Source organism: Opitutia bacterium (assembly GCA_016217545.1).
GTDB lineage: Bacteria > Verrucomicrobiota > Verrucomicrobiia > Opitutales > Opitutaceae > Didemnitutus.
Genome location: JACRHT010000011.1, coordinates 146550 through 172063, shown reverse-complemented (window position 1 = coordinate 172063; position 25514 = coordinate 146550). Strand labels below are relative to the sequence as shown.

Sequence of the window (25514 nt, the reverse complement as noted above, 5' to 3'; positions counted from 1 at the left end):
TGCGTGTCACCGCCGAGGCTTTGCTTTGCGTCCCTTCGCGATTTCGCCACGGTGCTGATTGCCCTATGCAAGCACCCACCGCCCAGATCAAGGTCGACGGCAAAGAACTCACGCTTCCGGTGATGATCGGCTCCGAAGGTGAGAAGGCCATCGACGCCCGCAACCTCCGCAAGGACTCCGGCTACATTTTCTACGACCAAGGCTACGGCAACACCGGCTCCTGCGAGAGCGCGATCACGTATCTCGACGGCGACAACGGCATCCTTCGCCACCGCGGCTATCCGATCGAGCAGCTCGCGACCTACTCCGACTACGTCGAGACCGCCTACCTCATCATCTACGGCCAACTCCCGAACGCCAAGCAACGTCAGCAATTCAGCCGCCGCCTGCGCGACAACGCCGCCATCGGCACGCAGATGCAGCGCATCTTCGAAGGCTTCCCCGAATCCGCGCCCCCGATGGGCATGCTCACGTCGATCGTGAGCTCGCTCGCCGCCTACTATCCCGAACTCGCGACGAACAATTTCGAGAAGGACCTGCAGAACTTCGACCTGGCCGCCGCGATGGCCATCTCGAAGATCCGCTCGATCGTGGCGATGATCTACCGCTACCGCCACGGCCTGCCGTTCATCCATCCGCGCGACCTGCCGTTCGCCGACAATTTCCTGCACATGATGTTCTCGGATCCGTATGTGGCCTACCAGCCCATCCCCGAGGTCACCCGTGCGCTGAACCTCCTCCTTCTCCTCCACGCCGACCACGAGCAAAACTGCTCCACTTCGACTGTGCGCATGGTCGCCTCGAGCGGCGCCAACCTCTTCACCTCGATCGCCGCCGGCGTTTGCGCGCTCTCCGGTCCGTTGCACGGTGGCGCCAACGTCGCCGTCATGCAGATGCTGCAGGCGATCCACGACGAGGGCGACGACGGCACTCGCTTCATCGAGGCCGCCAAGGGCGGCTCGAAGAGCAACCGCCTCATGGGCTTCGGCCACGCCGTCTACCGCAACTTCGACCCGCGCGCCCGCATCATCGGCAAGGCTTGCGATGAAGTCCTCACGCGCCTCGGCAAGTCCGACCCGCTCCTCGACATTGCCAAAAACCTCGAGCAGGCCGCGCTCAAGGACGACTACTTCGTCTCGCGCAAACTCTACCCGAACGTCGACTTCTACTCCGGCATCATCATGCGCGCTCTCGGCATCCCGACGGACATGTTCACCGTCATGTTCGCCATCGGTCGCGCGCCGGGCTGGATCGCCAACTGGAAGGAAGTCGCTTCCAACACCAAGGGCCGCATCTATCGCCCGCGCCAAGTTTACATCGGCACGCCCAAGCGCGACTACATGTCGATGGACCAGCGCGCCTGAGGCGCCGCGTTCCCCTCGCCAACGAGCCCGCCCCACCGGCGGGCTTTTCTTTTGGGCCCGTCAGCCTTCGCGCGGCGACTCGACGGCGACGGTCTCGTCCGATTTCGCCGCCGGAGCCGGCGTCGCGTCCGCCGCCTTCTTCTCCTCCGGTGAATGCAGAATCTGTTCGAGCGTCAGCCCGGTCATGCGCTCGACGCCCTTCACGAGCCGCCACAGCGCGAACATCATCATCGCCATGCTCGGCACCACGATCACCGGCCAGCTCCAGCCGAGCATGCGGCCGTATTGCGCATTGAACTCCGGCGTGCTCGGCGCGGCCGTAATGAGGTAGCGCGCGAGCGCGAAGTTCAAAAACGCGCTCAGAAAAAATGATCCCGCCAGCAACACGCTCGATGCCCGCAACAACGCCTCGAACGCCGGCTGCATGCCGTGCTCGTCGAGCGCCGCGTTCACACGCGGCAGGTTGATCACCTGGTCGTTCAGGAGAAACTGGCGCACCAGCGGACGCTTGCTCCATTGCGACGCGAACACTGCCACGCCGATGATCGCGGGCACCGCCGCCTCCTTCACCGCGAACCAGAACGGTTGCAGGTGCAGCAATCCGAGTCCGCCCGTCGCCAGCGTGCTGAAAAACCCGAGCCCCGAGATGAAATTCACGCTCCGGCGCTGCCAGAAATCGTAGGCGCCGTAGGCCAGCGGGAACGCCAGCGCCAGCAGCAGCGCATTCATCGATCCGAGCCGCTCGCTCAGCTTCGAGAGGATCAGCATCGGCACGGCGATGTTGAACACCAGGTTCAGCAGCAGGTTTTCGCGCTTCGGGGCAGGAGCAGTGGACATCGGATGGAGAACCGAGGAACTCAGGCCCGGCCCTAACCGGCAAGCACAGCTTTTTCCTGATTTGCCGGCGCGGCCAATCCTGCTTGTCTCCGCGCCGCCATGATCCTCCTCGGCGTCAACATCGACCACTGCGCCACGCTCCGCCAAGCGCGCTACCGCCAGGCCGGCGCGACCGTCGGCGGCAACGTCGAGCCCGATCCCGTCACGCTCGCCGCCCTCTGCGAACGCGCCGGCGCCGACGGCATCACCATCCACCTTCGCGAAGACCGCCGCCACATCCAGGATCGCGACGTCGAGCGCCTGTGCGAAACCGCCGCCACGCGCGTGAACCTCGAGATGGCGTGCACGCCCGAGATGACCGCCCTCGCGCTCCGCCTGAAGCCGCACTCCGTCTGCCTCGTCCCCGAAAGCCGTGAGGAAGTCACCACCGAGGGCGGCCTCGACGTCGTGAAGTTCCGCGACAAGGTCGCGCGCGTCACCGATGCCATGAATGCCGCCGGCATCAAGACCAGCCTCTTCATCGATGCCGACGAGCATCAGATCGACATGGCGAAGAAGCTCAACGCGCCGTGGATCGAGCTGCACACCGGCGCCTACGCCAACGCCTACCACGGCCCCGCGCGCGCGGATGAGTTCAAGCGCCTCTGCGTCGGCGCCACGCAAGGCCACGCGCTCGGCCTCGTCGTCAACGCCGGCCACGGCATCAATTACGTCAACATCGCCGAGGTCCGCACCATCCCGCACCTCCACGAGCTGAACATCGGCCACAGCATCGTCAGCCGCGCGCTGTTCACCGGCATCGAGGAAGCCGTCCGCGAAATGAAAACGCGGATGAATGCCTGAAGTAGTAGCGAGTAGCGGGTAGTGAGCAGCGAGCATCGGGCGTTCGCGCATTTCTCAGCTGCCTTTCTACTCGCTACCCGCTACTCACTACTCGCTACTCTTTCCGCCCATGATCACTCTCCCTCCCGGCGGCACTCTCATCGGTCTCGGTTGCGACATCATCGAAACCGAGCGCATCCGCAAGGTGCTCGAGAAACACGGCGACCGCTTCCTCCAGCGTGTGTTCACCGAGGAGGAGCGCGCCTACTGCAGCGGCCTCGGCCACCCGCACAAGCACTACGCCGCCCGCTGGGCCGCGAAGGAAGCGGTCTCGAAATGCTTCACCACCGGCATCGGCCCGCACCTCGACTGGACCTCCATTTCGGTCTACCACGGCTCGCGCAAGGAGCCGCTCGTCCGCCTCGATGAAAAGGCCACGAAGCTCCTCGCTGAAGTCGGCGCCACGCACGTCTGGCTCTCGCTCTCGCACATCGACACCCACGCGATGGCCGTCGCCGCCCTCGTCAAACACAGCTGACCCCATGGACTCCTCCGCCGAAAGCACGCGCGTCTGGAAAGTGCGGCTCGGTTGGATCGTGCTCCTGCTCGTCGTCGGCGCGCCGCTGGCGTTCTTCTACCTCACCACACCCAAAGAGCGCGAAGTCCCGCCCGAAGCGCTCCGCGAAAAGCGTCCGCCCACGAAACTCGAGGCCGTCGGCCTGCGCGACTACCGCGACTGGGACGGCCTGCCGGAAATCTTCGCCATCTGGGCCGACCGCGCGTATTGGAAGAACGACCGCACACGCTTCGCCTACTGGAACCCCGGCACCAGCACCTACAGCTACTTTTTCGAAGCCCGCCGCACGGCGAAAGGCTATCGCTTCCGCGAGATTCCGGAGCCCCGCGACGCCGGCTTCCAATGGGACCCCGACGCCACCGACGACACGCCGCTGCGCCTCTACCTCCCGATTCGGGCCCGACTCGAGGACCCGGTGAAGCCTCCGCACGAGCCGTCGTCGTTGCCCAAACTGGAACGCGCGCCCAAGGACGGTGCCCCCGCGCGACGGGACTCCGACGCGCCGCGGCGCCCTTGAACGACTGCGATGAAAAGCTCCCTCTTCTCGCTCTGGCTCACGCTCGGCTTCTCCGCGGGACTCGCTTTCGGCTGGCTGGCCTTTCGCAGCGAGACGCCCCGCACTCCGCCCGCAAAGGCCCCCTCAATCGCGCCGGCGCCGGACCGCGCCGAAATCCCGATTGACGCTGGCACGCTGCGCGCGGCCGAGCGGATCTTCGCGCGCTGGGGCGGCTACGCCGTCTGGGAAGACGACGTTACCGAGGTCGCCGTATGGGACCAACGTCGCAAGCGCCACGGCGATTTCTACGAGGTGCGGCGCCACGGAGGGAGATTCTACTTCCGCTCCCTGCCTGCGCTCACGCGCCCGATCCTCGACCACGGCGTCAATGCCGCGCTCCCGCTCGCGTTCACCGAGCCGCAATGGAGCCGAGATCAGTTCTACCGCGACCACCCGGATTACGATCCCGCGACGGCCCCGCGGGTCGATCTTCCACCTCGTCCGCCGGAGCGATTCGCGGACGAGGCTGCTCAAGGAGACATGACTCCAACGAAGCCGCATGGGACCGGCACACCGGGCGCGACTACTGGCGGCGGACGGACGCTCTTGACGAACGGTGCCGGTGGTTGAGCTTTCGCGCCCCACGCGTATCGTTCCCCTCATGACGGCCGCCCAGTCGCACCCCATCCTGTCCTGCGCCGAGGCGAGGAAACGGGAGGCGGACTTGCTGCGCGACGAGGCCGCGGAGTGGGACGCCATGCAACGCGCCGGTCGCGCGATCGCGACGGCCCTGCGCGACGACGCGCGCGAGATCGGCGGCCTCAGCAACGGCGTGCGCCTCCTTGTTCTCGCCGGCAAGGGCCACAATGGCGGCGACGCCTTGCTCGCCGCCGCGATGCTGCTCGCCGACATCCCCGGCGCGACCGCGGACGTCGTGCTCGCGTTCGGCGTCGAGGCGCTGCGTCCGCTCGCGCGTCGCGCGCTCGACACGCTCCGCGCCACCGCTGGCGCGCGCGCGCGCGAACTCGATGCCGCCGCCGTGAAGCGTGAGTTCTCTTCCTACGACGCCTGTCTCGATGGTGTGTTCGGTTTCCAGTTCCGCCCGCCAGTGGACGCCGCCACGGCGGAGCTTCTTGCTTGGGTGAACACGCACCCGCGCATCCGTCTGCGCGCCGCCGTCGATTTACCGAGCGGGCTGGGGGAGGACGTCAACGGCGGCACCGTCTTCCGCGCCGACTTCACCTACTGCACCGGCATCGTGAAAGCTCCCGTCGTCGCGCCGGCCAACGCCGCCTTCGTCGGGCGGGCGCGTTACCTCGACTTGGGTTTCTTTTCGCACTCCGCACCTGTAGCCGGGCTCGGTGAGCCCGGGCCGGGGTCACCGACCCCGGCTACAGCCTGCGTCGTGCTCCCCACGCTCCTTCGCCCGCTCGCCGCCCTCCGCCCCGCGCACTCCGACAAACGCACTTACGGCCACCTGCTCGTCGTGGGCGGCTCGCTGAGTTATCCCGGCGCGGTGTTGATGACCGTGCAGGCCGCGCTCCGCAGCGGCGTCGGCTTGCTCACCGCCTGCGTGCCGGTGCCGCTCGTGCCTGAATACGCTGCGAGGCTGCCCGAAGCCATGTGGGTCGGTTGTCCGGAAGGCAGCCACGGCGGCCTCACCGCCGACGCCGTCGATCTCATTTGCGAAAAAGCCGCCCGCGCCACCGCGCTCGTCCTCGGCCCGGGCCTCGGCGCCTCGCCCGAGACTCTCCGTGCTGCTGAGGCAATTTGCCGTAATACGGCAAATTCCCTTCCGCTACTCCTCGATGCCGACGCGCTCCGACCGGAGATCATCGCATCGACTCCCGGCAAGCGTTTCGTTGCCACGCCGCACGCGGGAGAGTGGGCGCGCATCGCTGACGCTTGGGCGAATGCCGCCGTGTTGGTCGCGAAAGGTTCGCCCACTCGGGTGGTCGCGGGCGGCGTGAGCTATTTCAGTTTTTTCGGCGGCCCGGTGCTCGCGCGCGGTGGCAGCGGCGATATCCTTGCGGGGCTCATCGGCGGGCTGATGGCGCAGGCGCCGGACGATTTGTTGCTCGCCGCCGCGCGAGGCGTCCTGTGGCATGGGCTCGCTGCGGATTTGCTCGCCCGCGACAAGGGCCAGGTGGCCGTGCAGACGACGCAGCTGCTGGATTATCTCCAGCCAGCTCTCCACTGCGCGGACCATGACGACACCTGCCCCTGACCTCACGCCCCGACAGGCGTTCATGATTTTGAACGACCTGCCGAACATCGGCCCCATCTCGCTCAATCGCCTGCTTGCCGAATTCGGCGGCGACCCGGTCGCGATCCTGCGCGCCGATCGCCGGAGCCTCGAACGCGTGCGCGGCGTCGGCCCGGAGACGAGCGCGGCGGTCGTGGGCTGGACGGCGCACTTCGATCTCGCACGCGAGGAGGAACGGCTCGCGCAGGCCGGCGCGACCTTCATCACCGCGCGCGATGCGGGTTATCCGCGCCTCCTCAAGGAAATCACCGATCCTCCCATCGGCCTCTATCGCAAGGGCGACTACGAGTTCGACGCGCCGTGCATCGCGATCGTCGGCAGCCGGCGCACGACGCTCTACGGCCAGGCCACCGCGAAAAAACTCGGTGCCGAACTCGCGCGGCTCGGCTTCTGCGTCGCGAGCGGACTCGCGCGCGGCATCGACACCGCCGCGCACGAAGGCGCGCTGTCCGTGGGCGGCAAGACCGCCGCCGTGATCGGCACCGGCATCGATATCATCTATCCCTCGGAGAATCTCGACCTGTATCGACGCATCGCCGAGAGCGGCGCGGTGCTCTCGGAGTTTCCGTTCGGCCGCAAAGCCGATCGCCAGTCCTTCGCCATGCGCAATCGCATTGTTGCCGGCATGAGCGAGGCGGTGATCGTGGTGGAGAGCGATGTCGATGGTGGCGCGATGATCACCGCGCGCTTCGCCGGTGAGCAAGGCCGGCTGTTGTTCGCCGTGCCCGGCCGCATCGACCAGCCGAGCAGCGCCGGCTGCCATCAACTGATCCGCGACGGCGCGACGTTGCTCACGAGTGTCGACGACCTCCTCAGCGAGTTGAACTACCTGCAGGGCTTCGCGCCGGGCAAGATTCCCGCTGCGCCCGATCAGCCCAGCGTGCTCGAGCAGCTCACCGCGGCGGCGTTGAGCGAGGACGAACGCAAAATCGCCGAGTGCTTCCGCGGCGGCGCGCTGCTCGGCATCGATGCGCTCACGGCGCAGACTGGACTGTCCGCACCGCTCGTCTCCGCGGCGCTGATGATGCTCGAGTTGAAAAAGCTCGTGGTGAAACGTGCCGACGGCACTTTCGAAAGCCGGAATGGTTGAGGAGGATTTTCGATGAACAGGCTCCGTGTTTTCCGGTGGGTCGCGTTGTCCATCCTGTGGGCTTTGCCGGCGGCGGCGCAGACGGCGCCCGCTTGGCCGCACGAGCACAGCGACATCGCCCCGAGTCCGCGTGTGACGTGGGGCAAGCTGGAGAACGGTGTCCGCTACGCCATCGCCCCGAATCGCACGCCGGAGAAGCTCGTGAGCCTGCGTTTGCTCGTGCTCACCGGCTCGCTGCACGAGCGCGACGACGAGCGCGGTTACGCGCACTTCGTCGAGCACATGGCGTTCAACGGCACGCGCCATTTTGCGGCGGGGGAACTCGTAAAGTTCCTCCAGCGCGAGGGCGTCGCTTTCGGGCCGCACGTGAACGCCAGGACCTTCGAAACGCACACCCTCTACAAGGTCGACCTGCCCGACGCCACGCCGGCCACGATTGCCGACGGTCTGCGCGTGCTCCGGGAGTTTGCCGACGGGATCCTCTTTGAAAAGGCCGAGGTCGAGCGCGAGCGCGGCGTGCTTTTGAGCGAGATGCAGGCGCGGCGTTCGTTGGATTTGGAGCGCATGGTCGCGCTGCGACAGTTTCAGTTTCCGGGCACGCTCATGTCGGATCGCCTGCCGAGCGGCACAGAGTCGGCGATCAAGAAGGCGACGCCGGCGGCGTTGCGCGGATTCTACGACGCCGGCTATCGTCCGGAACGCATGGTGGTGATCGTCGCCGGCGATGGTGCGGTCGGTGACATCGAGGCTGCGTTGCGCGCGCAATTCGGGACGCTCGTCGCGCGCAGCGCGGAACGGCCGCACGTCTCGCCCGGCGATCTGCCCGCGAGCAAGGACGTGCGCGCGGCGCTGCATCCCGAGATGCGCGATGGCGTGCAGGTGGACCTGATGGCCGCGCGGCTGCGGGATGACGGGCCGGACGACGAGGAGCGACGCACGCGGAACCTGCGCTTGGAACTGGCGCGCGCGATGATTCGCCGGCGGCTACAGCGGCTGACCGAGACGCGAGGACAGGTCATTGGCGGTTACCGACTGAACCACGCGACGGTCGGCGGGAGGTTTGCCGTCGAGACGTTTTCGGTGGCGGGCAACGCCAAGGAATGGTCCGCACTGGTGGGCATTGCCGAAAACGAACAGCGCTCGGCGGCCGAGGCGGGTTTCGATCCGACCGAGCTGGCGGCGGCGAAGGACAATCTGCGCACCGTCATCCGCGAGGAGGCCACGCGTGCCACCTCAGCTCCGACCCCGGCGCTCGCGCAAGCGATCGCGACTGCGGTCGAGGAGGAAACGGTCTTCGTGCTGCCGGATGAACGTCTGGCCGCGCGCCTCGCCCGGATCGAGGAGATCACTGCGCAGGATTGCCAGGCCGCATGGCGCACCGAGTGGGAGCGCGGCGTGCGCCGGATCTTCGTCACGGCTTCACCGCAGTGGCTCAAGGTCACGCCGGAGAAGATTCTCGCCGCCTACCAGCAAAGCCGCGCCGTGCCTGTGACCGCCGCGGCTGCCTTGGCGGAGGCGAAGTTCGCTTACGAAGACTTCGGCCCACCCGGAACGGTTGCCCAACGCGAGCACGTCGCGGACCTCGACGTCTGGCAGGTGCGTTTCGCGAACGGCGTGCGGCTGAATTTGAAACGCACCGCGCTCGAACACGGCCGCGTGCATTTCCGCCTGCGTTTCGGCGAAGGGCGCGCGGCGGAGCCCCTCGAACATCCCGGTCTCGGGCTGTGGGCCGGGGGCCTCGTAGGCGGCGGACTGGCCAAACACTCCAACGAAGAAATGCGCCAGGCGATGCGCGGACATGCGGTGACGCTCAACATGCATGCCGCCGACGATGCGTGCGAGATCACGGGCGCCACCACGGGCGACGACTTGCGGCGGTTTTTGCAGGTGGCGACGGCGTATCTCGTGGATCCCGCGTGGCGCGTGGAGGAGGAGTCGCGCGTGCGTCGGTTAATCGGTGACATCTACGCCAGGAGTCGCTCGCAGCCGGATGGCGTCATTCAGACTTCCGTCTTTTCGTTTCTCGCGGGCGGAGACACTCGGATCGGTTTGCCGGCGCGCCAAATGGCCGAGAAACACTCGTTCGCGACACTCGCCGCGTGGTTGAAACCGATGCTCGAGTCGTCGCCCATCGAAGCGACGCTCGTGGGCGATTTCGATGTCGACGCCACCATCGCCGAGGTGGCGAAAACCTTCGGCGCGCTGCCGGTGCGCGGTGAGGTCGCGCCCGCTTCAGCCGCCGCGCGGAAATTGAAATTCCCGGCTCCGCCGGAGACGCGCCGCTTCAGCTATCCCGCGGTCGCGGGCCGCCCGACGACGATCCTGCTCGACTGGCCGGTGCGCGATGCGCTGACGATAACCGAGCAGCGACACTTGCGCTTGCTGGCGGGAATCCTCGGCGACCGTTTGCGCGTGCAAATCCGCGAGGAAAAAGGCGCGACCTACGTGCTCGATGCCTCACTGGCCTACTCCGAGACCTTCCCCGGATTGGCGTCGCTGCGCTGCCGGCTCGATGTGGCGACGAAGTCGGCGAAGAAGATCGCCGAGCAAGTCTCCGACATCGGGAGCGAACTCGCGAAGAAAGGCGTGACCGCCGAGGAGCTCGGCCGCGCCCAAGCCCAAGCCGTCGCCGGCGCGCGGCAGCAGCTCTCGCGCAACGAATACTGGCTCGATTGCCTCGACGACTCGCAGACGCATCCCGGCCGCCTCGACGAGGTGCGCAGCTTGGAGCGCGACTACGCCGCCGCGACGCCCGCGGACCTCGGCGCGCTGGCCAAGCGGTATCTCGGCCCGAAAAATCTCTTCCGCTTCTTCATCGAACCGAAGACTGCGAAGTAGCGGCCGGGACGTCGCGCGCGCGGCCTCGTTCGCCGCAACGCGTTTGACTCAGGCCCCTCGGCCGGGACACTCGCGCGATGAAAATTCGCGCTCTGTTGGTCGGTTGGATCGTGTCCGTGGCGGTGGTGTTTGGCGCCGAAGCGGCGGCGAAAAAACATCCGATCACGCACGAGGAGTTGTGGCTGATGAAGCGGGTCGGCGCCCCCGTGCCGAGCCCCGACGGACAATGGGTGGTGTTCTCGGTGGCGGAGCCCGCCTACGACGCCAAGGACCAGTCGGTGGACCTCTGGCTGAAGTCCCTGGCCGACGACACGCCCGCACGCCGCATCACCTCCACGAAGGCGCCGGAGGGCGGTGTGAGCTGGTCGCCCGATTCCGCAAGCATCGTCTTCACGACCCGCCGCGAGGGCGACGAGGCCTCGCAGATTTATCTGCTGAATCTCAAACAGCCCGGCGAAGCCGAGCGGCTGACGAGCCTCACGCTGGGCGCGCGTTCGCCGAAGTTCAGCCCCGACGGCAAACAGCTGCTCTTCGTGAGCGACGTGTTCCCCGGCGCGAACGACGAGGACGCGATCAAGAAGGCCGCGAAGGAGCGCAAGGACCGCAAATACAACGCGCGCGCCTACGAGCAGTTCCCGCCGCGTTTCTGGATGAGCTGGCTCGACGACAAGAAGGCTCACCTCTTCGTGATGGACGCAAAGGCCGGTGCGAAAGCGCGCGATCTCCTCGCCGGCAGCAAGCTGGCGGAGCTGCCCGGCTTCGGTGGCGGGCAGGGCGACGACGGCCAGAACCTCGAGGCCGAATGGGCGCCCGATAGCAGCGGCGTGGTGTTCAGCGTCTCGACCAACCGCGACGCCGCCGCGCGCGAGCCGGTTTACACGCAGCTTTATTTCGTCACGGCCGCCGGCGGCGAACCGACGCGCCTGACGAACGACATGAGCAGCTACGGCAACCTCCGGTTTTCACCGGACGGCAAGACGCTCTTCTGCATCACCGACCCGAACACGATCGACAAGGTCTACGACCTCAGCCGCCTCGCGAGTTTCCCGTGGCCGTTCGATGCGGCGAAGAAAAATGTTCTCACCGCCAAACTGGATCGCGCGGTGGGCCGCTACGCGCTGCCCGAGGGCGGCGATCGCGTCTATTTCACCTTCGAGCACGCCGGCATCGAGCAGATCCACTCAGTCAGCTACGCCGGGGGCGACGTGCGCGACGAGCCGTCGATGACTTACGGCACCACCGGCGGGCTCGCCGCCGGCGGCAAGGCGCTCGTCGGCACTTGGGACAGCGTCTCGAATCCGGTGGAGATCTACGCCTTCAACGGCGCGCCGAAGCGACTGACGTCCTTCAATGCCGACAAGGCCGCCACGCTCGATCTGCCCGGCGTGGAGCACTTCGATTTCAAGGCCAGCGATGGCATGACCGTTCACAACATGATCGTGCGTCCGGCCGGCTTCGACGCGGCGAAGAAGTATCCGCTCTTCGTCGTCATCCACGGCGGCGCGGCGAACATGTGGCACGACACCTTCGTGCTGCGTTGGAATTACCACCTGCTCGCCGGCACGGAATACGTCATCCTCCTCACCGACTACAAGGGCTCGACCGGTTACGGCGAGGAGTTCGCCCGTTCGATCCAGCTCGATCCGCTGCGCGGACCAGGCAACCACGTGAACGAGGCCGCGGACGAAGCGGTGAAGCGTTTTTCGTTCATCGACGGCACGCGCATGGCCGCAGCGGGCGCCAGCTACGGCGGTCACCTCGCCAACTGGCTGCAGGCGACGACCACGCGCTACAAGTGCATCATCTCCCACGCCGGCGAGGCCGACCTCATCATGCAGTGGGGCACGAGCGACAGCATCTGGGGCCGCGAGGTGAACAGCGGCGGCCCGGTCTGGGGCGACAGCGCGGTGTGGCGCGAGCAGAGTCCGGTCTTGCAGGCGGGCAATCACGCGAAGGGCACCGGTTTCAAGACGCCGATCCTCATCACGGTCGGCGAACTCGACTACCGCGTGCCGGTTAACAATGCGCTGATGTGGTTCGCGCTGAACCAGCGCCTCGGCGTGCAGAGCAAGCTCATCGTGTTCCCCGAGGCCGGCCACTGGATCCTGCGGGGTGAGGACAGCCGCTATTTCTACAACGAGGTCCGCGGCTGGCTGGCGAAATACCTGAAGTGAGCTGATGCGGACGCCGGACTTCGGAGTCCGGATGACGGATGTCAGGCGCGCCGGGAGGCGCGCCTTTCCTTTTGTAGGAGCCTGCTTGCAGGCGATGCGAGTGCGGCAGGTCGCCTGCAAGCAGGCTCCTACAGATCGAGTGCAATTCGGGCGGCGGCCATCCGCGTTCCGCGATCCGAAATCCCAAAATCACTTCAGCCCGGCGGCCAGGCGAGCGGGCGGCCGCCCAGGACGTGGACGTGGAGATGCGGGACCGTCTCGCCGCCGTCACGGCCGTTGTTGATCACGATGCGGAAGCCGGATTGCTCGAGGCCGAGTTTCTTGGCGATCGCCGCGGCGCTGAGCAAGAGGTGACCGAGGACGCTTTGATCCGATTCCTTCGCCTCGGCCACCCGGGCGATGTGCTGCTTCGGAATCACGAGCACGTGCACCGGCGCCTGCGGGTTGATGTCGTGGATCGCGATGCAATGGTCGTCCTCGTGCGCGATCTTGGCGGGGATCTCGCGGTCGATGATTTTCTGAAAGATGGTTTTCATCGGAGAAGCGGGGTTCGGAGGGCCCGCGTCCTCGCGGGCCGCGGCGCGCGAGGACGCGCGCCCTCCATTAAAGGAACAGCAGGTTCACGTTCGCGCCGCGGCGGGTGCGGGCGGCGGTGAGGTTGCGGAGCAGATCGAGGGTCTCGTCGTATTCGCGGGCCCGCTTGGCGGCGCCGCGTTTGGTGGCGGGGCAGAGCGCGGGACGGAGATTGGTGACGAGCACGGTGGCTTCGCGGCACGTGGAGAGGCGCTTGAGGCCTTCCATCAGGTTGGCGCGGGCGAAGAGCGGCGTGGCGGCGTTGGCCTCGGCGGCGGCGTCCCAGTGAAAAAATCCGTGCGAGCCGCGGCTCTCGCAGAGTCGGGCGAAAAGTTGCGCGGCGGCTTGCACGAAGGCTGGGTCGGCGGGCGTGACTTCGGAGGGCTGGCCGGCGAACGCGCGTTCGGCCTCGAGGCTGGTGACGATGGCCGCGTCGATTTGCTGCGCGAGATAGAGGTCGTGCCCGGTGAGCGGCGCGAAGAGTGCGTTGAGGAAGTGCAGGCGGCGCAGTTGAGCGGGGCGCGTCATTTCTTCGGCTTCGGTGTAGTGCCTTCGGGAAACGGCGCAAGGCTCGTGATTTCGTCGACGAACTCGCCGACGTCGCGGAATTCCTTGTAGACGCTGGCGAAGCGGACGTAGGCGACTTGGTCGAGCTTGCGCAGGCGCAACATCACCTGCTCGCCGATGGCCTTGGTCGGCACCTGGCTCTCGAAACCGGCTTCGACGGCGTCGATCACGTCCTCGACGAGCATGTAGATCTGCTCGCCGTCGATCGGGCGCTTGTGGCAGGCGGCGCGGACGGCGGCGACGAGCTTGTCGCGCATGAACGGCTCGGTGCGGCCGTCGCGCTTGACGACGATGAGGCTGTCGCGGACGAGCGACTCGTTGGTCGTGAAACGGTGGCCGCACTCGAGGCATTCGCGGCGGCGGCGGATGGTGTTTCCGTCGCGCGCGATGCGGGAGTCGATGACCTTATCCTCGATGGAAGTGCACTTCGGGCAGCGCATCAGTTCAGGGAGAGAAAGTTCTGGAGCATCTTCATGCCGTGTTGGGTCGCGATGGACTCGGGGTGAAATTGGACACCCCAGATCGGCATTTGTTTGTGGCGCAGGCCCATGATTTCGCCCTCGGCGGTCTCGGCGGTGATCTCGAGACAGTCGGGCAGGGATGAGCGTTCGACGAGCAGCGAGTGGTAGCGGGTGGCTTGGAAAGGCGAGGGGAGTCCGCCGAAGATGTCGGTGTTGCGATGCAGGATGGGCGACATCTTGCCGTGCATGAGGCGGCCGGCGCGGATCACTTTGCCGCCGAAGTATTGGCCCATGGCCTGATGGCCGAGGCACACGCCGAAAATGGGCTTCTTGCCGCCGAAGACACGAAACATGTCGAGGCTGATGCCGGCCTCGGTGGGGGTGCACGGGCCGGGCGAGATGAGGACGCGGTCGGGATTCAGCGCGGCGGCCTGCTCGGGGGTGATCTCGTCGTTGCGGAACACGCGCATGTTCACGCCCAGTTGGCCGAAATATTGGACCAGGTTGAAGGTGAACGAGTCGTAATTGTCGATGACGAGCAGCACGGCAGCCGATTACTCGGGATTTGACAGGGGGGTCAAGCGCGCGGGTAGGGTCTTTTCCGCCATATGCCCGCTCATTTCGACCTTCTGAAGACCGACACCGCCACGGCGGCGCGGCGCGGGCGTCTGCGGACGCGCCACGGCGTGATCGAAACGCCGATTTTTATGCCCGTCGGCACGCAGGGCACGGTGAAGGCGCTCACGCCGGCGCAGCTCCACGAGATCGGCGCGCAGATCATTCTCGGCAACACCTACCATCTCAACCTGCGGCCCGGTTCCGAACTCGTGCGCGAACTCGGCGGGCTGCACGGTTTCATGGGTTGGAACGGCCCGATCCTTACCGACAGCGGTGGGTTCCAGGCGTTCTCCCTCGCGAAACTCCGCGATATCCGCGAGGACGGCATCGCGTTCGCTTCGCACATCGACGGCGCGAAGGTCTTCCTCGGTCCGCGCGAGGTGATGACGATCCAGGCCAACCTCGGCTCCGACATCGCGATGGTGATCGACGAGTGCCCGCCGTGGCCGTGCACGCGCGACGAGTGCCAGCGCGCGGTGGACCGCAGCCTGCGCTGGGCGCGCGAGTGCCAGCAGGTCGCCACCGACAACGGCTTCCTCGCCGCCGGGCACCACGTCTTCGCCATCGCGCAAGGCTCGACCTACGACGACCTCCGCCGCGAGGCCGCCGAGTCGCTCGCGGCGCTCGACTTGCCCGGCTACGCTGTGGGTGGCGTCAGCGTGGGCGAGCCCGAGCCGGAGATGTTGAAACAGGTCGGCGCGACGACGCCGTTTCTCCCCGCCGACAAGCCGCGCTATACGATGGGTCTCGGCACGCCGCCGCAGATTTTGAAGATGATCGCGCTCGGCGTGGACATGTTCGATTGCGTGCACCCGACGCGCGTGGCGCGCAACGGTGCGGCCTTCACGCCCGACGGCTTGATCAACGTCCGCAACGAGCGCTACCGCACCGACAAGGCGCCGCTGGTCGAGGGCCTCGACAACTACACCTGCCGCCATTTCTCGCGAGCGTATCTGCGGCATCTCGTGATGGCGAACGAGATTCTCGCGAGCACGCTGCTCTCGTTGCACAACCTGCATTTCTACCTCGATCTCGTCGCGCAGGCGCGGGCGCACATCGAGGCCGGCGACTTCGCCGGCTGGAGCAAGGCGTGGATCGAGCGTTACGAGGCGGGCGAGGCGGCGCAGCGCGGTTGATGCGGCGGCGCGGACCGTCGGTCGCGACAAGCGGCTTGGCAACCCGACGGCGTTCGCGAAACTCGTCGCATGCGTCTCGCCGTGGTTCTGATGTTTGCGTTCGTCTCGTCGGCGCTGGCGATGGAGACAACGAGCGTGGCTCCCGTGACGGAGGCGATTGCACGCGCCATGGCGGCGGGAAAATTGCCGGGCGCCGTCGTGTGGGTCGAGCAGGGCGCGCAGAGCCGACACTGGGCGCTGGGAGATCGCGCGCTCGTTCCGCAGCAGGAGGCGATGACGGAGGACACAATTTTCGACGCCGCCTCGCTGACCAAGGTCGTGGCCACGGCGCCATCGATGATGCTCCTGATCGAACGCGGGCGCGTGAAACTCGACGCGCCGGTGCGCGAATACCTGCCGGAGTTCGCGGCCGCGGACGTGACCGTGCGGCATCTGCTCACGCATACGTCGGGTTTGCCGGCGGAAATCCCGCGCGATCTCGCTGCGCCCAACTGGCGCGGTTACGAGGAGGGCATTCGCCGCGCCTGCGCGTGCACGCCTGATCCGGCGCCGGGCACGGTGTTCCGCTACAGTGACGTGAACTTCATCCTGCTCGGCGAGATCGTCCGGCGCGTGAGCGGGCGCACGCTGGACGAGTTTGCGCGGGCCGAGATTTTTGTTCCGCTCGGCATGAAGGACACCGGTTTCCGGCCCGCGCTGGAGCAGCGCGCTCGGATCGCGCCGACGGAGCGCGATGCGGAGGGCACGATGTTGCGCGGCGTGGTCCACGATCCGACGTCGCGTCGCATGGGCGGCGTGGCCGGACACGCGGGTTTGTTCACGACGGCGGCGGATTTGGCGCGCTACGCACGCGTCATGTTGCGCGGCGAGGTGGACGGCGTGCGATTGCTGAAACCTGAGACACTGCGCCTGATGCAGGCCACGCAGAGCCCGGCGACGGTGCCCGAGCGGCGCGGGCTCGGTTGGGACATCGACACGAAATACAGTCGCCCGCGCGGGCGGATTTTCCCGATCGGCTCGTTCGGGCACACGGGATTCACGGGCACGGCGCTGTGGATCGATCCGTCGAGCGACACGTTCTACGTTTTCTTGTCCTCGCGGCTGCATCCCGACGGCAAGGGCAACGTCCGCGACCTTTACGAGGAGATCGGGACAGAGGTCGCCCGCCTCGTCGGCGCAGGCGGCGCGCACCAGACGCCGTCTCGCTAGGCGCCGCCCGGTGCGGAATGCGGATTGAACACGGCCCGCTCGCCCTTTTAGCTCCCGCCACTTTTCCTTTCTCCATGCGTATCCTCGTCACCGGCGGCGCCGGCTTCCTCGGGTCCCATCTCTGTGATCGTCTGCTCAAAGACGGCCACGAGGTTATCTGCCTCGATAACTTCTTCACCGGTGCGAAGGCCAACATCGCGCATCACCTCGCCAACCCGGCCTTCGAGCTCGTCCGCCACGACGTGATCGATCCGTTCAAGTTCGAGGTCGACCAGATCTACAACCTCGCGTGTCCCGCGTCGCCGCCGCACTACCAATACAACCCCATCAAGACGACGAAGACGTCAGTGATGGGCGCGATCAACTGTCTCGGCCTCGCAAAGCGCGTGAAAGCGCGTGTCTTCCAGGCGAGCACGTCCGAGGTCTACGGCGACCCGAGCGTGCACCCGCAGCCCGAGAGCTATTGGGGCAACGTCAACCCGATCGGCCGCCGCTCGTGCTACGACGAGGGCAAGCGCGTCGCCGAGACGCTGTTCTTCGACTACCACCGCGAGAACAAGGTCGATATCCGCATCGTCCGCATCTTCAACACCTACGGCCCGCGCATGCACCCGAACGACGGCCGCGTCGTCTCGAACTTCATCGTGCAGGCGCTCAAGGGCGAAGACATCACCATCTACGGCGACGGCAAACAGACGCGCTCGTTCTGCTACGTCGACGATCTCATCGAGGGCTTCGTTCGCCTCATGAACCAGAACGAAACCGTCGGGCCCGTGAACATCGGCAACCCGGGCGAGTTCACCATGCTCGAACTCGCGGAGCAGGTCCTGAAGCTCACCAAGAGCAAATCCAAGATCGTCCACAAACCGCTCCCGTCCGACGACCCGAAGCAACGCCGCCCCGACATCACGCTGGCGAAGAAGCACCTCAAGTGGGAGCCCACCATCCCGCTCGCCGAGGGCCTCAAGAAGACTATCGCCTACTTCAAGACGAAGGTTTGAGCGCGTAAATGCCGCGCCGTGCGCGGCGCCCGACAATCTCAAGGCGAGAGCGCGCGGCGCCGCGTGCTCTCGCTCTTTTTTTGCCACGGATTGCCCGGATGCAGACGGATGGGACGGATGATGCTCGCGAAAATCGAAAATGAGCATCGCGGCGTCATCCGTTGAATCCGGGCCCATCCGTTTTATCTGTGGGAAACAACACGCGCGAATGCGGCGTGGCTAGATAAGCGGGGCGGGGCGTTAAGAGAACTCGCCCTGCCTGGCGAGCGACGATGGGGGCGCCGCGTTATCTCGCGGCGGGCTCGGGCTGGAGCGCGTCGTCGGTTTCGGTGACGAGGACGTCGACCTTCATCGTGTGCCGGTCGGTGCCGCGGTAGGTGCCTTTCAACGGCGACACGTCGGCGTGGTCGCGGCCGACGGCGACGCGCACGTGTCGGCTGGCGGCAAGTTGCCCGTTGGTCGGATCGAGGCCGCACCAACCGACACCGTTGATGAAGACTTCGACCCACGCGTGACTGGCTTGGGCGCCTTTGAGCTGATCGCGCGGGCCGTTGTAGATATAGCCGCAGACGTAGCGCGCGGGGATTTTCAGGGCGCGGCAAAAGCCGATCATCACGTGCGCGAAATCCTGGCAGACGCCGTGGCGGGCCTTGAGCACTTCGCGCATGTGCGTGTGGACCGTCGTCGATGCGGGCAGGTAGCGAAACTCGGTGTGGATGTGGCGCATGATCGCCTGCGCGGCTTGCCAGGCGTCGGTGGCGCCGGCGGCGGCTTCTTGCGCGAGCGCGGTGGTGTCGCGGGTGATTTCGACGTAGGTCGAATCGGGCAGGAAGTCGTAGCAGCGGTCCTGCAGGAGGCACTCGCCGACGCGGGCGAGCGGCGCGGGCTCGGCGCCGGACGGCAGCACGGGCTCGTCGCGGGTGAAGACCAGCGCCGTGGCTTCGACGACGAGTTCGGTGTGCGGGGCGTCGATTTCGAAGAGGTGAACGCAGTTCGAGTAGAAGTCGAAGTAGTGGGACGAGCGGGCGTCGGGCGAGACGCGCAGCTCGAAGTGCCGGCATTCCTGGCCGTCGCTTGAGGCGGGGCGGAGGCGGGCCTCGTTGAAGCTCTCGCGCACGGGCGTGGCGTAGGCGTAGCTCGTGCGGTGCAGCGTGTGGAGCTTCATGCGCGGCGCTGTTGTTGCTGCTGCTCTTCCTGCTGGCGGAGTTCGTAGTCCTCGAGGGTGTGGAAGGCTTGGAAGATGTAGGTCTGGAAGAGGGCCGCGCCGACGTCGTTGAGGCGGGTCTGGAGTTGATCGATGTAGGTGTGGAGGCCGACGGCGAAGATGTCGTCGGCGGAGCTGAAGCTGAGTTCGGCGAGGAGGCGGCCGGCGAGTTTCTCGGCGTCGTTGCTGAAGCGGTCGCCGGCGACGCCGGAGATGCGGCGGAGCGCGGCGTCGAGCGCGCGGACGCAGAAGCGGACGGAGCGTGGGAAGTTGTCGGAGAGGAGCAAGAACTCGGCGATGTAGGCGGGCTGCACTTCGGCGCCGTGGAGCGCCTTGTAGGCGTCCCACGCGCTGCAGGAGCGGAGCACGGCGGACCAGCCGAGCGCGTCTTCCTGGCTGACGCTGCCGGGCTTGCCGCGCTCGGGCACGGAGGCGTGGCGGACGTCGAGGATGCGGGACGTCTTGTCGGCGCGCTCGAGGAAGCAGCCGGCTTGCATGAAATTCCAGCCTTCGTTGCGGACGACGGTGGCGTTGGCGAGGCCGGCGAGCAGGAGCGAGCTGTTCTTCACCTCGAGAAAGAACTCGTGCGGGCCGCTGCGCCAGAGCCGGCGCGCGGCGGGCGAGTGGACGAAAAGGTAGAGGCGGTTCAGCTCCTCCCAGAACTCGACGGTGAGCTGGTCGCGCACCATGCGGGCGTTTTCGCGGGCCTGGTTGATCGAGGAGACGATCGAATTCGGATTCGCGGTCTCGAAGACGAGGAACTCGGTGACGTCTTCGCCGGTGGCCCGGCTGTGGAGCTGGTGGAAGAGTTGGTCGTCGCCCGTGCTTTGGACGATGGGCATCCAGAGGCCGGTGAGCGTCTGATCGTCGAGGCGGCGGATGTCGAGGAGGAGCTGGAGGTTGACGTCGACGAGACGCGCGGTGTTGTCGGCGCGCTCGATGTAGCGACTCATCCAGTAGAGGGAATTGGCAACGCGGCTTAGCATCGGAAGCACGCGCGGCGCGCGTGAAGGGACAAGTGGCATGGGCCAAGTGTCATGGGGCCGGTGGAGAGGGGCGTAGTGGGCATCAGCGGAGTCTTGGAGCTTGTTACTTGGTCCTTGGGACTTCGGTCATTCGTTACCGTAGAGCACCCACGTTTCCTTGGAGCCGCCGCCTTGGGAGGAGTTGACGACGAGCGAGCCTTTGCGCAGCGCGACGCGGGTGAGCCCACCGGGTATGACGACGGGTTTTTCGCCGTAGAGGATGAACGGCCGTAGGTCGATGTGGCGGCCGCCGAAGCCTTCGTCGTCGATCCACGTGGGATGGCGCGAGAGGGAAATCATGGGCTGCGCGATGTAGTTGCGCGGGTCGGCGAGGATCTTCTGGCGGAACTCGTCACGCTCGGCCTGCGTGGCTTTCGGGCCCATGAGCATGCCGTAGCCGCCGGCTTCGTTGGCGGCTTTGACGACGAGTTTGTCGAGGTTTTCGACGATGTATTTGCGGTCGGACTCTTCGCTCGCGAGGTAGGTCGGGACGTTCGGCAGCAGCGGCTCCTGATCGAGGTAGTATTTGATGATCCGCGGGACGAAATAATACATGACCTTGTCGTCCGCGACGCCGGTGCCGATGGAGTTGGCGAGCGAGACGGAGCCGGCACGGTAGGCGTTGACGAGGCCTGGCACGCCGAGGGCGGAGTCGCGGCGGAAGACGGTGGGATCGAGGAAGTCGTCGTCGATGCGCCGGTAAATCACGTGCACGGGGCGCAGGCCTTTCGTCGTGCGCATGAACACGTGTTGGTCGCGCACGATGAGGTCGCGGCCTTCGACGATCTCGATGCCCATCTGGCGCGCGAGGTAGGTGTGCTCGAAGTAGGCGGAGTTGTAGGCGCCGGGCGTGAGCAGCACGACGGTCGGCTCGGCGACGCCGCCGGGTGCGACGTGGCGCAGGAGCTTCAGCAGCTCGGCGGGGTAGTGGTCGACCGGTCGCACGCCGCAGGTCTCGTAGATGTCGGGGAAAGTGCGTTTCAGCGCGCGGCGGTTTTCGAGGACGTAGCTGACGCCGGAGGGGCAGCGCGCGTTGTCCTCGAGGACGAGGTATTGGCCCTTGTCGTCGCGGATGAGGTCGGTGCCGCAAATGTGGATGTAGATGTCGCGCGGGACCTTCGTGTTCACGAACTCGCGGCGAAAATGTTTCGCGGAGAGCACGTAGTGCGCGGGGATCGTGCCGTCGCGCAGGATGCGTTGCTCGTGATAGATATCGTGCAGGAAGAGGTTCAGCGCGGTGATGCGCTGGACGAGGCCGGCTTCGAGGTGTTTCCACTCGTCGGCCGGGATGACGCGCGGCACGAGGTCGAAGGGGAAAACGCGCTCCGCGCCCTGCGCGTCGCCGTAGACGTTGAACGTGATGCCCTGCCGCAGGAACGCGAGGTCGACGGAGCGGCGCTTGGCGTTGAACGTGTCGGCGTCGATGCCTTGGAAGCGCCGCGCGAAACGCTGGTAGTGCGGCCGCACTTGGCCGTCGCTCGCGATCATCTCATCGAAGAAAGCGCCGGGGTCGTAGCCGTCGAACAAGGTAGCAGGCACAGGGGGATTTTCGGTCGAACTGGGGTGGACCATGGAATTCCCCTATGCATAGGTCGTGCTAACTGAGGAAAAATTTTTCGCCGGCCGGCAAAAGGGCCCGGTTTCGGCCCCGACGGATTCGGCAAAGCGGGGTAAAACAGCGGCGGCGCTGGTCCGGCAGTTGCTAGGCGAGGGGGCCGTCTGCCCCAGCTCCGCCCCATGGCCATACACGTCGCCCTCCATCACCGCACGAGTTACCGTTACGACCGCCCCGTTGGGCTCGGCCCGCAAGTCATCCGCCTGCGCCCCGCGCCGCATTGCCGCACGCGCGTGCTCAGCTACTCGCTCAAGCTCACGCCGCCCACCGGGCACTTCCTCAATTGGCAGCAGGATGCCTTCAGCAACTACCTCGCGCGTGTCGTCTATCCGGAAAAGGTCACGGAGTTCGCCGTCGAGGTCGACCTCGTGGCTGAGATGTCGGTCTACAACCCGTTCGATTTTTTCCTCGAGCCCGCGGCCGAGAAATTCCCCTTTGCCTACGAACCCGCCGTCGCTGCCGACCTCGCGCCTTACTTGCGGAAAAGCGAACTCACGCCACGCCTTGCCGCGTTGGTCGCCTCGCTCGACCTCAGCTCGCAACGCACGATCGATTTTCTCGTCAGTCTCAACCAACGACTCTGGCGCGACCTCAAATACGTCATCCGTCTCGAGCCGGGCGTCCAGACGCCCGAGGAAACCCTCGAAAAGGCCTCCGGCTCGTGCCGCGATTCCGGTTGGCTGCTGGTGAATGCGCTCCGGCACTGCGGTCTCGCGGCGCGTTTCGTGTCGGGCTACCTCATTCAGCTCAAAGCCGACCAAAAGTCCCTCGACGGCCCGTCCGGCACCGAGCGCGACTTCACCGATCTGCACGCGTGGTGCGAAGTCTACCTGCCGGGCGCGGGCTGGATCGGCCTCGATCCGACTTCCGGTCTGCTCGCGGGCGAAGGCCACATTCCGCTCGCATGCTCGCCCGAGCCGTCGAGCGCCGCGGCCATCAGCGGCGGCGTGGACGAGTGCGAGACGGAGTTCGATTTCGCGATGTCCGTGCAGCGCATCTACGAGTCGCCGCGCGTCACGCTGCCTTACACCGATGCACAATGGTCGCGCATCGAAACGCTCGGCCACGCCATCGACGCCGACCTCGCCGCGCAAGACGTCCGTCTCACCATGGGCGGCGAGCCGACGTTCATCTCGCTCGACGACCCGGACGGGCCGGAGTGGAACTTCACTGCCGTCTCGCCGAAGAAGCGCCTGCTCTCCGGCGAGCTGATCAAGCGCCTGCGCCGCCAATTCGCGCCCGGCGCGCTGCTCCACTACGGCCAGGGCAAATGGTATCCCGGCGAGCCGCTGCCGCGTTGGGCGCTGGCGGCGTATTGGCGCAAGGACGGCGTCCCGATCTGGCGCGACGACTCGCTGATCGCCGACGAATCGAAAAACTACGGCCACGGCGCGCCCGAGGCCAAGGAGCTCGCGTCGCGCCTCGCGCGCACGCTCGGCGTCAATCCCGACCACCTCATCCCCGGCTACGAGGACGCGTTTTACTACACTTGGAAAGAGCGCCGCCTGCCGTCGAACGTCACGCCCGAGCAAACCAACCTGAAGGACAAGCAGGAGCGCGAGCGCATCGCGCGCATTTTCCAGGAAGGCCTCGGTTCGATCGTCGGCTACGCGCTGCCGCTGAAACGCACGCTCGTCGACGGCCGCGCCGGCTGGATGTCCGGCGCGTGGTTCCTGCGCGACGACGACACGCTGTGGTTGCTCCCCGGCGATTCGCCGATGGGCCTGCGGCTGCCGCTCGACTCGATTCCGTGGGTCGCGGAAAAGGATTTTCCGTGGTCGTGGCAACAAGACCCGTCCGGCCCGCTGGGCGCGCTGCCGAAGGAATTTCCCTATCGCTCTCACGCCACGGCGTCGTCCGTCACCGCCGGCGAACTCGCACGCCAGCGCTTTCTCCTCGGCGGCAACGCCCCGTCGCTCGCCGGCCAAGGTTCGGGTCAGCGCGCGCAACGTCTCGAACCGCCCGCGCCCGCGCTGGACCTCGATCCCACTCGCCGTCCTTCCGCGGGCGAGAGCGCGCCGTGGATCATCCGCACCGCGCTCTGCGTGCAGCCGCGCGACGGCCGGCTCCACGTCTTCATGCCGCCGGTGAACACGACCGAGGATTACCTCGATCTCGTCGCCGGCATCGAGTCCACCGTTTCCGCGATGGGCGTGCCCGTGATCATCGAGGGCGAGCCGCCGCCGAAGGACCCGCGCCTCAACAAGCTCGCCGTCACGCCCGACCCCGGCGTGATCGAGGTGAACCTTCACCCGAGCAAAACGTGGGACGAACTCGTCGAGCGCACCACTGTGCTCTACGATGAAGCGCGCCAGACGCGGCTCGGCACCGAGAAGTTCATGCTCGACGGCCGGCACACCGGCACGGGCGGCGGCAATCACATCATCCTTGGCGGCGAGACGCCCGGCGATTCGCCGATCCTGCGCCGCCCCGATTTGCTGCGCTCGCTCGTCAGCTACTGGCAAAATCACCCGTCGCTCAGCTGGCTGTTCTCGAGCCTCTTCATTGGTCCGACCTCGCAGGCTCCGCGCATCGACGAAGCGCGGCACGACTCGCTCCGCGAACTCGATGTCGCCTTCCGCGAAATGGACCGCCAGCTCGCGCAGGGCCATTGCCCGCCGTGGCTCGTCGATCGCCTTTTCCGCAATCTCCTGATCGACGCGACCGGCAACACGCACCGCGCGGAGTTCAGCATCGACAAACTCTTCTCGCCCGACGGCTCGGCCGGCCGCCTCGGCCTCGTCGAGCTCCGCGCCTTCGAAATGCCGCCGCACGCGCGCATGAGTCTCGCGCAACACCTCCTCTTGCGCGGCCTCGTCGCGAAATTCTGGCGCGAGCCCTACCGCAACGGCCTCGTGCGCTGGGGCACTGACATCCACGACCGCTGGATGCTGCCGCACCATTGCCAGACGGACTTCGCCGACGTCGTGCGCGATTTGCAGGCGAGCGGCTACGGGTTCGAGACGGAATGGTTCGCGCCGCACTTTGAGTTTCGTTTCCCGCGCATCGGCGACTTTGCGGTGCGCGACCTCCACGTCGAACTCCGCACCGCGCTCGAACCGTGGCACGTGCTCGGCGAGGAGCCAGGTGGCGGCGGCACGGTGCGCTACGTCGACAGCTCGCTCGAGCGCCTGCAGGTCAAGGTCCGCGGCCTCGCCGGCGACCGCTTCGTCGTCATCGCCAACGGCCACCGCGTGCCGCTGCATCCGACCGGCACGAACGGCGAGGGCGTCGGCGGCGTGCGCTATCGCGCGTGGCAGCCGCCGCAATGCCTGCAGCCCACCATCGGCGTGCATACGCCGCTCGTCTTCGACGTCGTCGACACCTGGAACGCGCGCGCGCTCGGCGGTTGCACGTATCACGTGGCGCATCCGGGCGGACGCAATTACGTGACCTTCCCCGTCAACTCCTACGAAGCCGAGAGCCGCCGCCTCGCGCGCTTCTTCGCGCACGGCCACACGCCCGGTGGCGTCCGAGCGAAGCTCCCGCCTACCGGCAAACCCGAATCGCCCCACACACTCGACCTGCGCGATCCGTGAGGTAGGGCGGGACCGCTGGGCCCGCCGAGAACGTGATGCCGCTCACGCGGCGCGCCCGGCGGTCGCGCCCTACCACGCACCACTCGCCGCTTGCGCCGGCCG

The 25514-nt window shown here is 66.6% G+C and carries 21 protein-coding genes; 13 read left to right on the top strand and 8 right to left on the bottom strand.

Going from position 1 to position 25514, the window contains the following annotated elements:
* Nucleotides 1–65 precede the first annotated feature (65 nt).
* Nucleotides 66–1364 (top strand): citrate synthase, encoded by a 1299-nt coding sequence (locus tag HZA32_06470; GenBank protein MBI5423715.1) that lies wholly within the window; start codon nucleotides 66–68, stop codon nucleotides 1362–1364.
* A 60-nt stretch (nucleotides 1365–1424) separates the two neighbouring features.
* Here the strand turns inward: HZA32_06470 and HZA32_06465 are convergent, their stop codons facing one another.
* On the bottom strand, nucleotides 1425–2201 hold the full coding sequence (locus HZA32_06465; GenBank protein MBI5423714.1) for an MFS transporter: 777 nt from the start codon (nucleotides 2199–2201) through the stop codon (nucleotides 1425–1427).
* 99 nt (nucleotides 2202–2300) lie between these two features.
* Between HZA32_06465 and HZA32_06460 the strand changes: the two genes are divergently transcribed.
* The 8 genes from HZA32_06460 to HZA32_06425 all read left to right on the top strand — a co-directional run bounded on the left by HZA32_06460 (nucleotide 2301) and on the right by HZA32_06425 (nucleotide 12464).
* Entirely contained in the window at nucleotides 2301–3044 is a 744-nt protein-coding gene (locus HZA32_06460; protein MBI5423713.1) for a pyridoxine 5'-phosphate synthase, read from the top strand.
* A 109-nt stretch (nucleotides 3045–3153) separates the two neighbouring features.
* Nucleotides 3154–3561 carry a holo-ACP synthase gene (gene acpS / locus HZA32_06455; GenBank protein MBI5423712.1) on the top strand — a complete coding sequence of 136 codons (408 nt, stop codon included), beginning with the start codon at nucleotides 3154–3156 and terminating at the stop codon, nucleotides 3559–3561.
* 4 nt (nucleotides 3562–3565) lie between these two features.
* Nucleotides 3566–4117, top strand: coding sequence for a hypothetical protein (locus HZA32_06450; GenBank protein MBI5423711.1), 552 nt, complete (start codon nucleotides 3566–3568; stop codon nucleotides 4115–4117).
* A gap of 9 nt (nucleotides 4118–4126) precedes the next feature.
* A complete protein-coding gene (locus HZA32_06445; protein MBI5423710.1) occupies nucleotides 4127–4726 on the top strand; it encodes a hypothetical protein in 600 nt (199 codons plus the stop codon).
* 31 nt (nucleotides 4727–4757) lie between these two features.
* Nucleotides 4758–6323 carry an NAD(P)H-hydrate dehydratase gene (locus tag HZA32_06440; protein MBI5423709.1) on the top strand — a complete coding sequence of 522 codons (1566 nt, stop codon included), beginning with the start codon at nucleotides 4758–4760 and terminating at the stop codon, nucleotides 6321–6323.
* Nucleotides 6304–7452 carry a DNA-protecting protein DprA gene (dprA, locus tag HZA32_06435; protein MBI5423708.1) on the top strand — a complete coding sequence of 383 codons (1149 nt, stop codon included), beginning with the start codon at nucleotides 6304–6306 and terminating at the stop codon, nucleotides 7450–7452. Before HZA32_06440 ends, dprA begins: the two co-directional genes overlap by 20 nt.
* A 12-nt stretch (nucleotides 7453–7464) precedes the next feature.
* Complete coding sequence (locus HZA32_06430; GenBank protein ID MBI5423707.1) at nucleotides 7465–10290, top strand: insulinase family protein; 2826 nt, start codon at nucleotides 7465–7467, stop codon at nucleotides 10288–10290.
* Between the two features lie 77 nt (nucleotides 10291–10367).
* Nucleotides 10368–12464 carry a S9 family peptidase gene (locus tag HZA32_06425; protein MBI5423706.1) on the top strand — a complete coding sequence of 699 codons (2097 nt, stop codon included), beginning with the start codon at nucleotides 10368–10370 and terminating at the stop codon, nucleotides 12462–12464.
* 194 nt (nucleotides 12465–12658) lie between these two features.
* On the opposite strand, the gene HZA32_06420 is transcribed toward HZA32_06425, so the two are convergent.
* The 4 genes from HZA32_06420 to HZA32_06405 all read right to left on the bottom strand — a co-directional run bounded on the left by HZA32_06420 (nucleotide 12659) and on the right by HZA32_06405 (nucleotide 14610).
* Nucleotides 12659–13000 carry a histidine triad nucleotide-binding protein gene (locus tag HZA32_06420; GenBank protein MBI5423705.1) on the bottom strand — a complete coding sequence of 114 codons (342 nt, stop codon included), beginning with the start codon at nucleotides 12998–13000 and terminating at the stop codon, nucleotides 12659–12661.
* A gap of 67 nt (nucleotides 13001–13067) precedes the next feature.
* The gene (locus HZA32_06415) at nucleotides 13068–13565 is read right to left on the bottom strand and encodes a hypothetical protein (protein ID MBI5423704.1); all 498 of its coding nucleotides are present in this window, start codon (nucleotides 13563–13565) and stop codon (nucleotides 13068–13070) included.
* The gene (gene nrdR, locus HZA32_06410; protein MBI5423703.1) at nucleotides 13562–14044 is read right to left on the bottom strand and encodes a transcriptional repressor NrdR; all 483 of its coding nucleotides are present in this window, start codon (nucleotides 14042–14044) and stop codon (nucleotides 13562–13564) included. Before nrdR ends, HZA32_06415 begins: the two co-directional genes overlap by 4 nt.
* Entirely contained in the window at nucleotides 14044–14610 is a 567-nt protein-coding gene (locus tag HZA32_06405) for an aminodeoxychorismate/anthranilate synthase component II (GenBank protein ID MBI5423702.1), read from the bottom strand. The genes nrdR and HZA32_06405 overlap by 1 nt, the downstream gene beginning before the upstream one ends.
* Before the next feature lie 63 nt (nucleotides 14611–14673).
* On the opposite strand from HZA32_06405, the gene tgt reads away from it, so the two are divergent.
* The 3 genes from tgt (at nucleotide 14674) to HZA32_06390 (ending at nucleotide 18029) form a co-directional block, all read left to right on the top strand.
* Nucleotides 14674–15819, top strand: a complete 1146-nt coding sequence (gene tgt, locus HZA32_06400; protein ID MBI5423701.1) for a tRNA guanosine(34) transglycosylase Tgt — start codon at nucleotides 14674–14676, stop codon at nucleotides 15817–15819.
* Between the two features lie 69 nt (nucleotides 15820–15888).
* A complete protein-coding gene (locus HZA32_06395; GenBank protein ID MBI5423700.1) occupies nucleotides 15889–17028 on the top strand; it encodes a beta-lactamase family protein in 1140 nt (379 codons plus the stop codon).
* A gap of 74 nt (nucleotides 17029–17102) precedes the next feature.
* The gene (locus HZA32_06390; GenBank protein MBI5423699.1) at nucleotides 17103–18029 is read left to right on the top strand and encodes an SDR family oxidoreductase; all 927 of its coding nucleotides are present in this window, start codon (nucleotides 17103–17105) and stop codon (nucleotides 18027–18029) included.
* Between the two features lie 286 nt (nucleotides 18030–18315).
* Here the strand turns inward: HZA32_06390 and HZA32_06385 are convergent, their stop codons facing one another.
* The 3 genes from HZA32_06385 to HZA32_06375 all read right to left on the bottom strand — a co-directional run bounded on the left by HZA32_06385 (nucleotide 18316) and on the right by HZA32_06375 (nucleotide 21830).
* Entirely contained in the window at nucleotides 18316–19194 is an 879-nt protein-coding gene (locus HZA32_06385) for a transglutaminase family protein (GenBank protein ID MBI5423698.1), read from the bottom strand.
* On the bottom strand, nucleotides 19191–20219 hold the full coding sequence (locus HZA32_06380; GenBank protein ID MBI5423697.1) for an alpha-E domain-containing protein: 1029 nt from the start codon (nucleotides 20217–20219) through the stop codon (nucleotides 19191–19193). The genes HZA32_06385 and HZA32_06380 overlap by 4 nt, the downstream gene beginning before the upstream one ends.
* A gap of 126 nt (nucleotides 20220–20345) precedes the next feature.
* Nucleotides 20346–21830 carry a circularly permuted type 2 ATP-grasp protein gene (locus HZA32_06375; protein MBI5423696.1) on the bottom strand — a complete coding sequence of 495 codons (1485 nt, stop codon included), beginning with the start codon at nucleotides 21828–21830 and terminating at the stop codon, nucleotides 20346–20348.
* A gap of 165 nt (nucleotides 21831–21995) precedes the next feature.
* On the opposite strand from HZA32_06375, the gene HZA32_06370 reads away from it, so the two are divergent.
* Nucleotides 21996–25412 (top strand): transglutaminase family protein, encoded by a 3417-nt coding sequence (locus tag HZA32_06370; protein MBI5423695.1) that lies wholly within the window; start codon nucleotides 21996–21998, stop codon nucleotides 25410–25412.
* The last annotated feature ends 102 nt before the right edge of the window (nucleotides 25413–25514 follow it).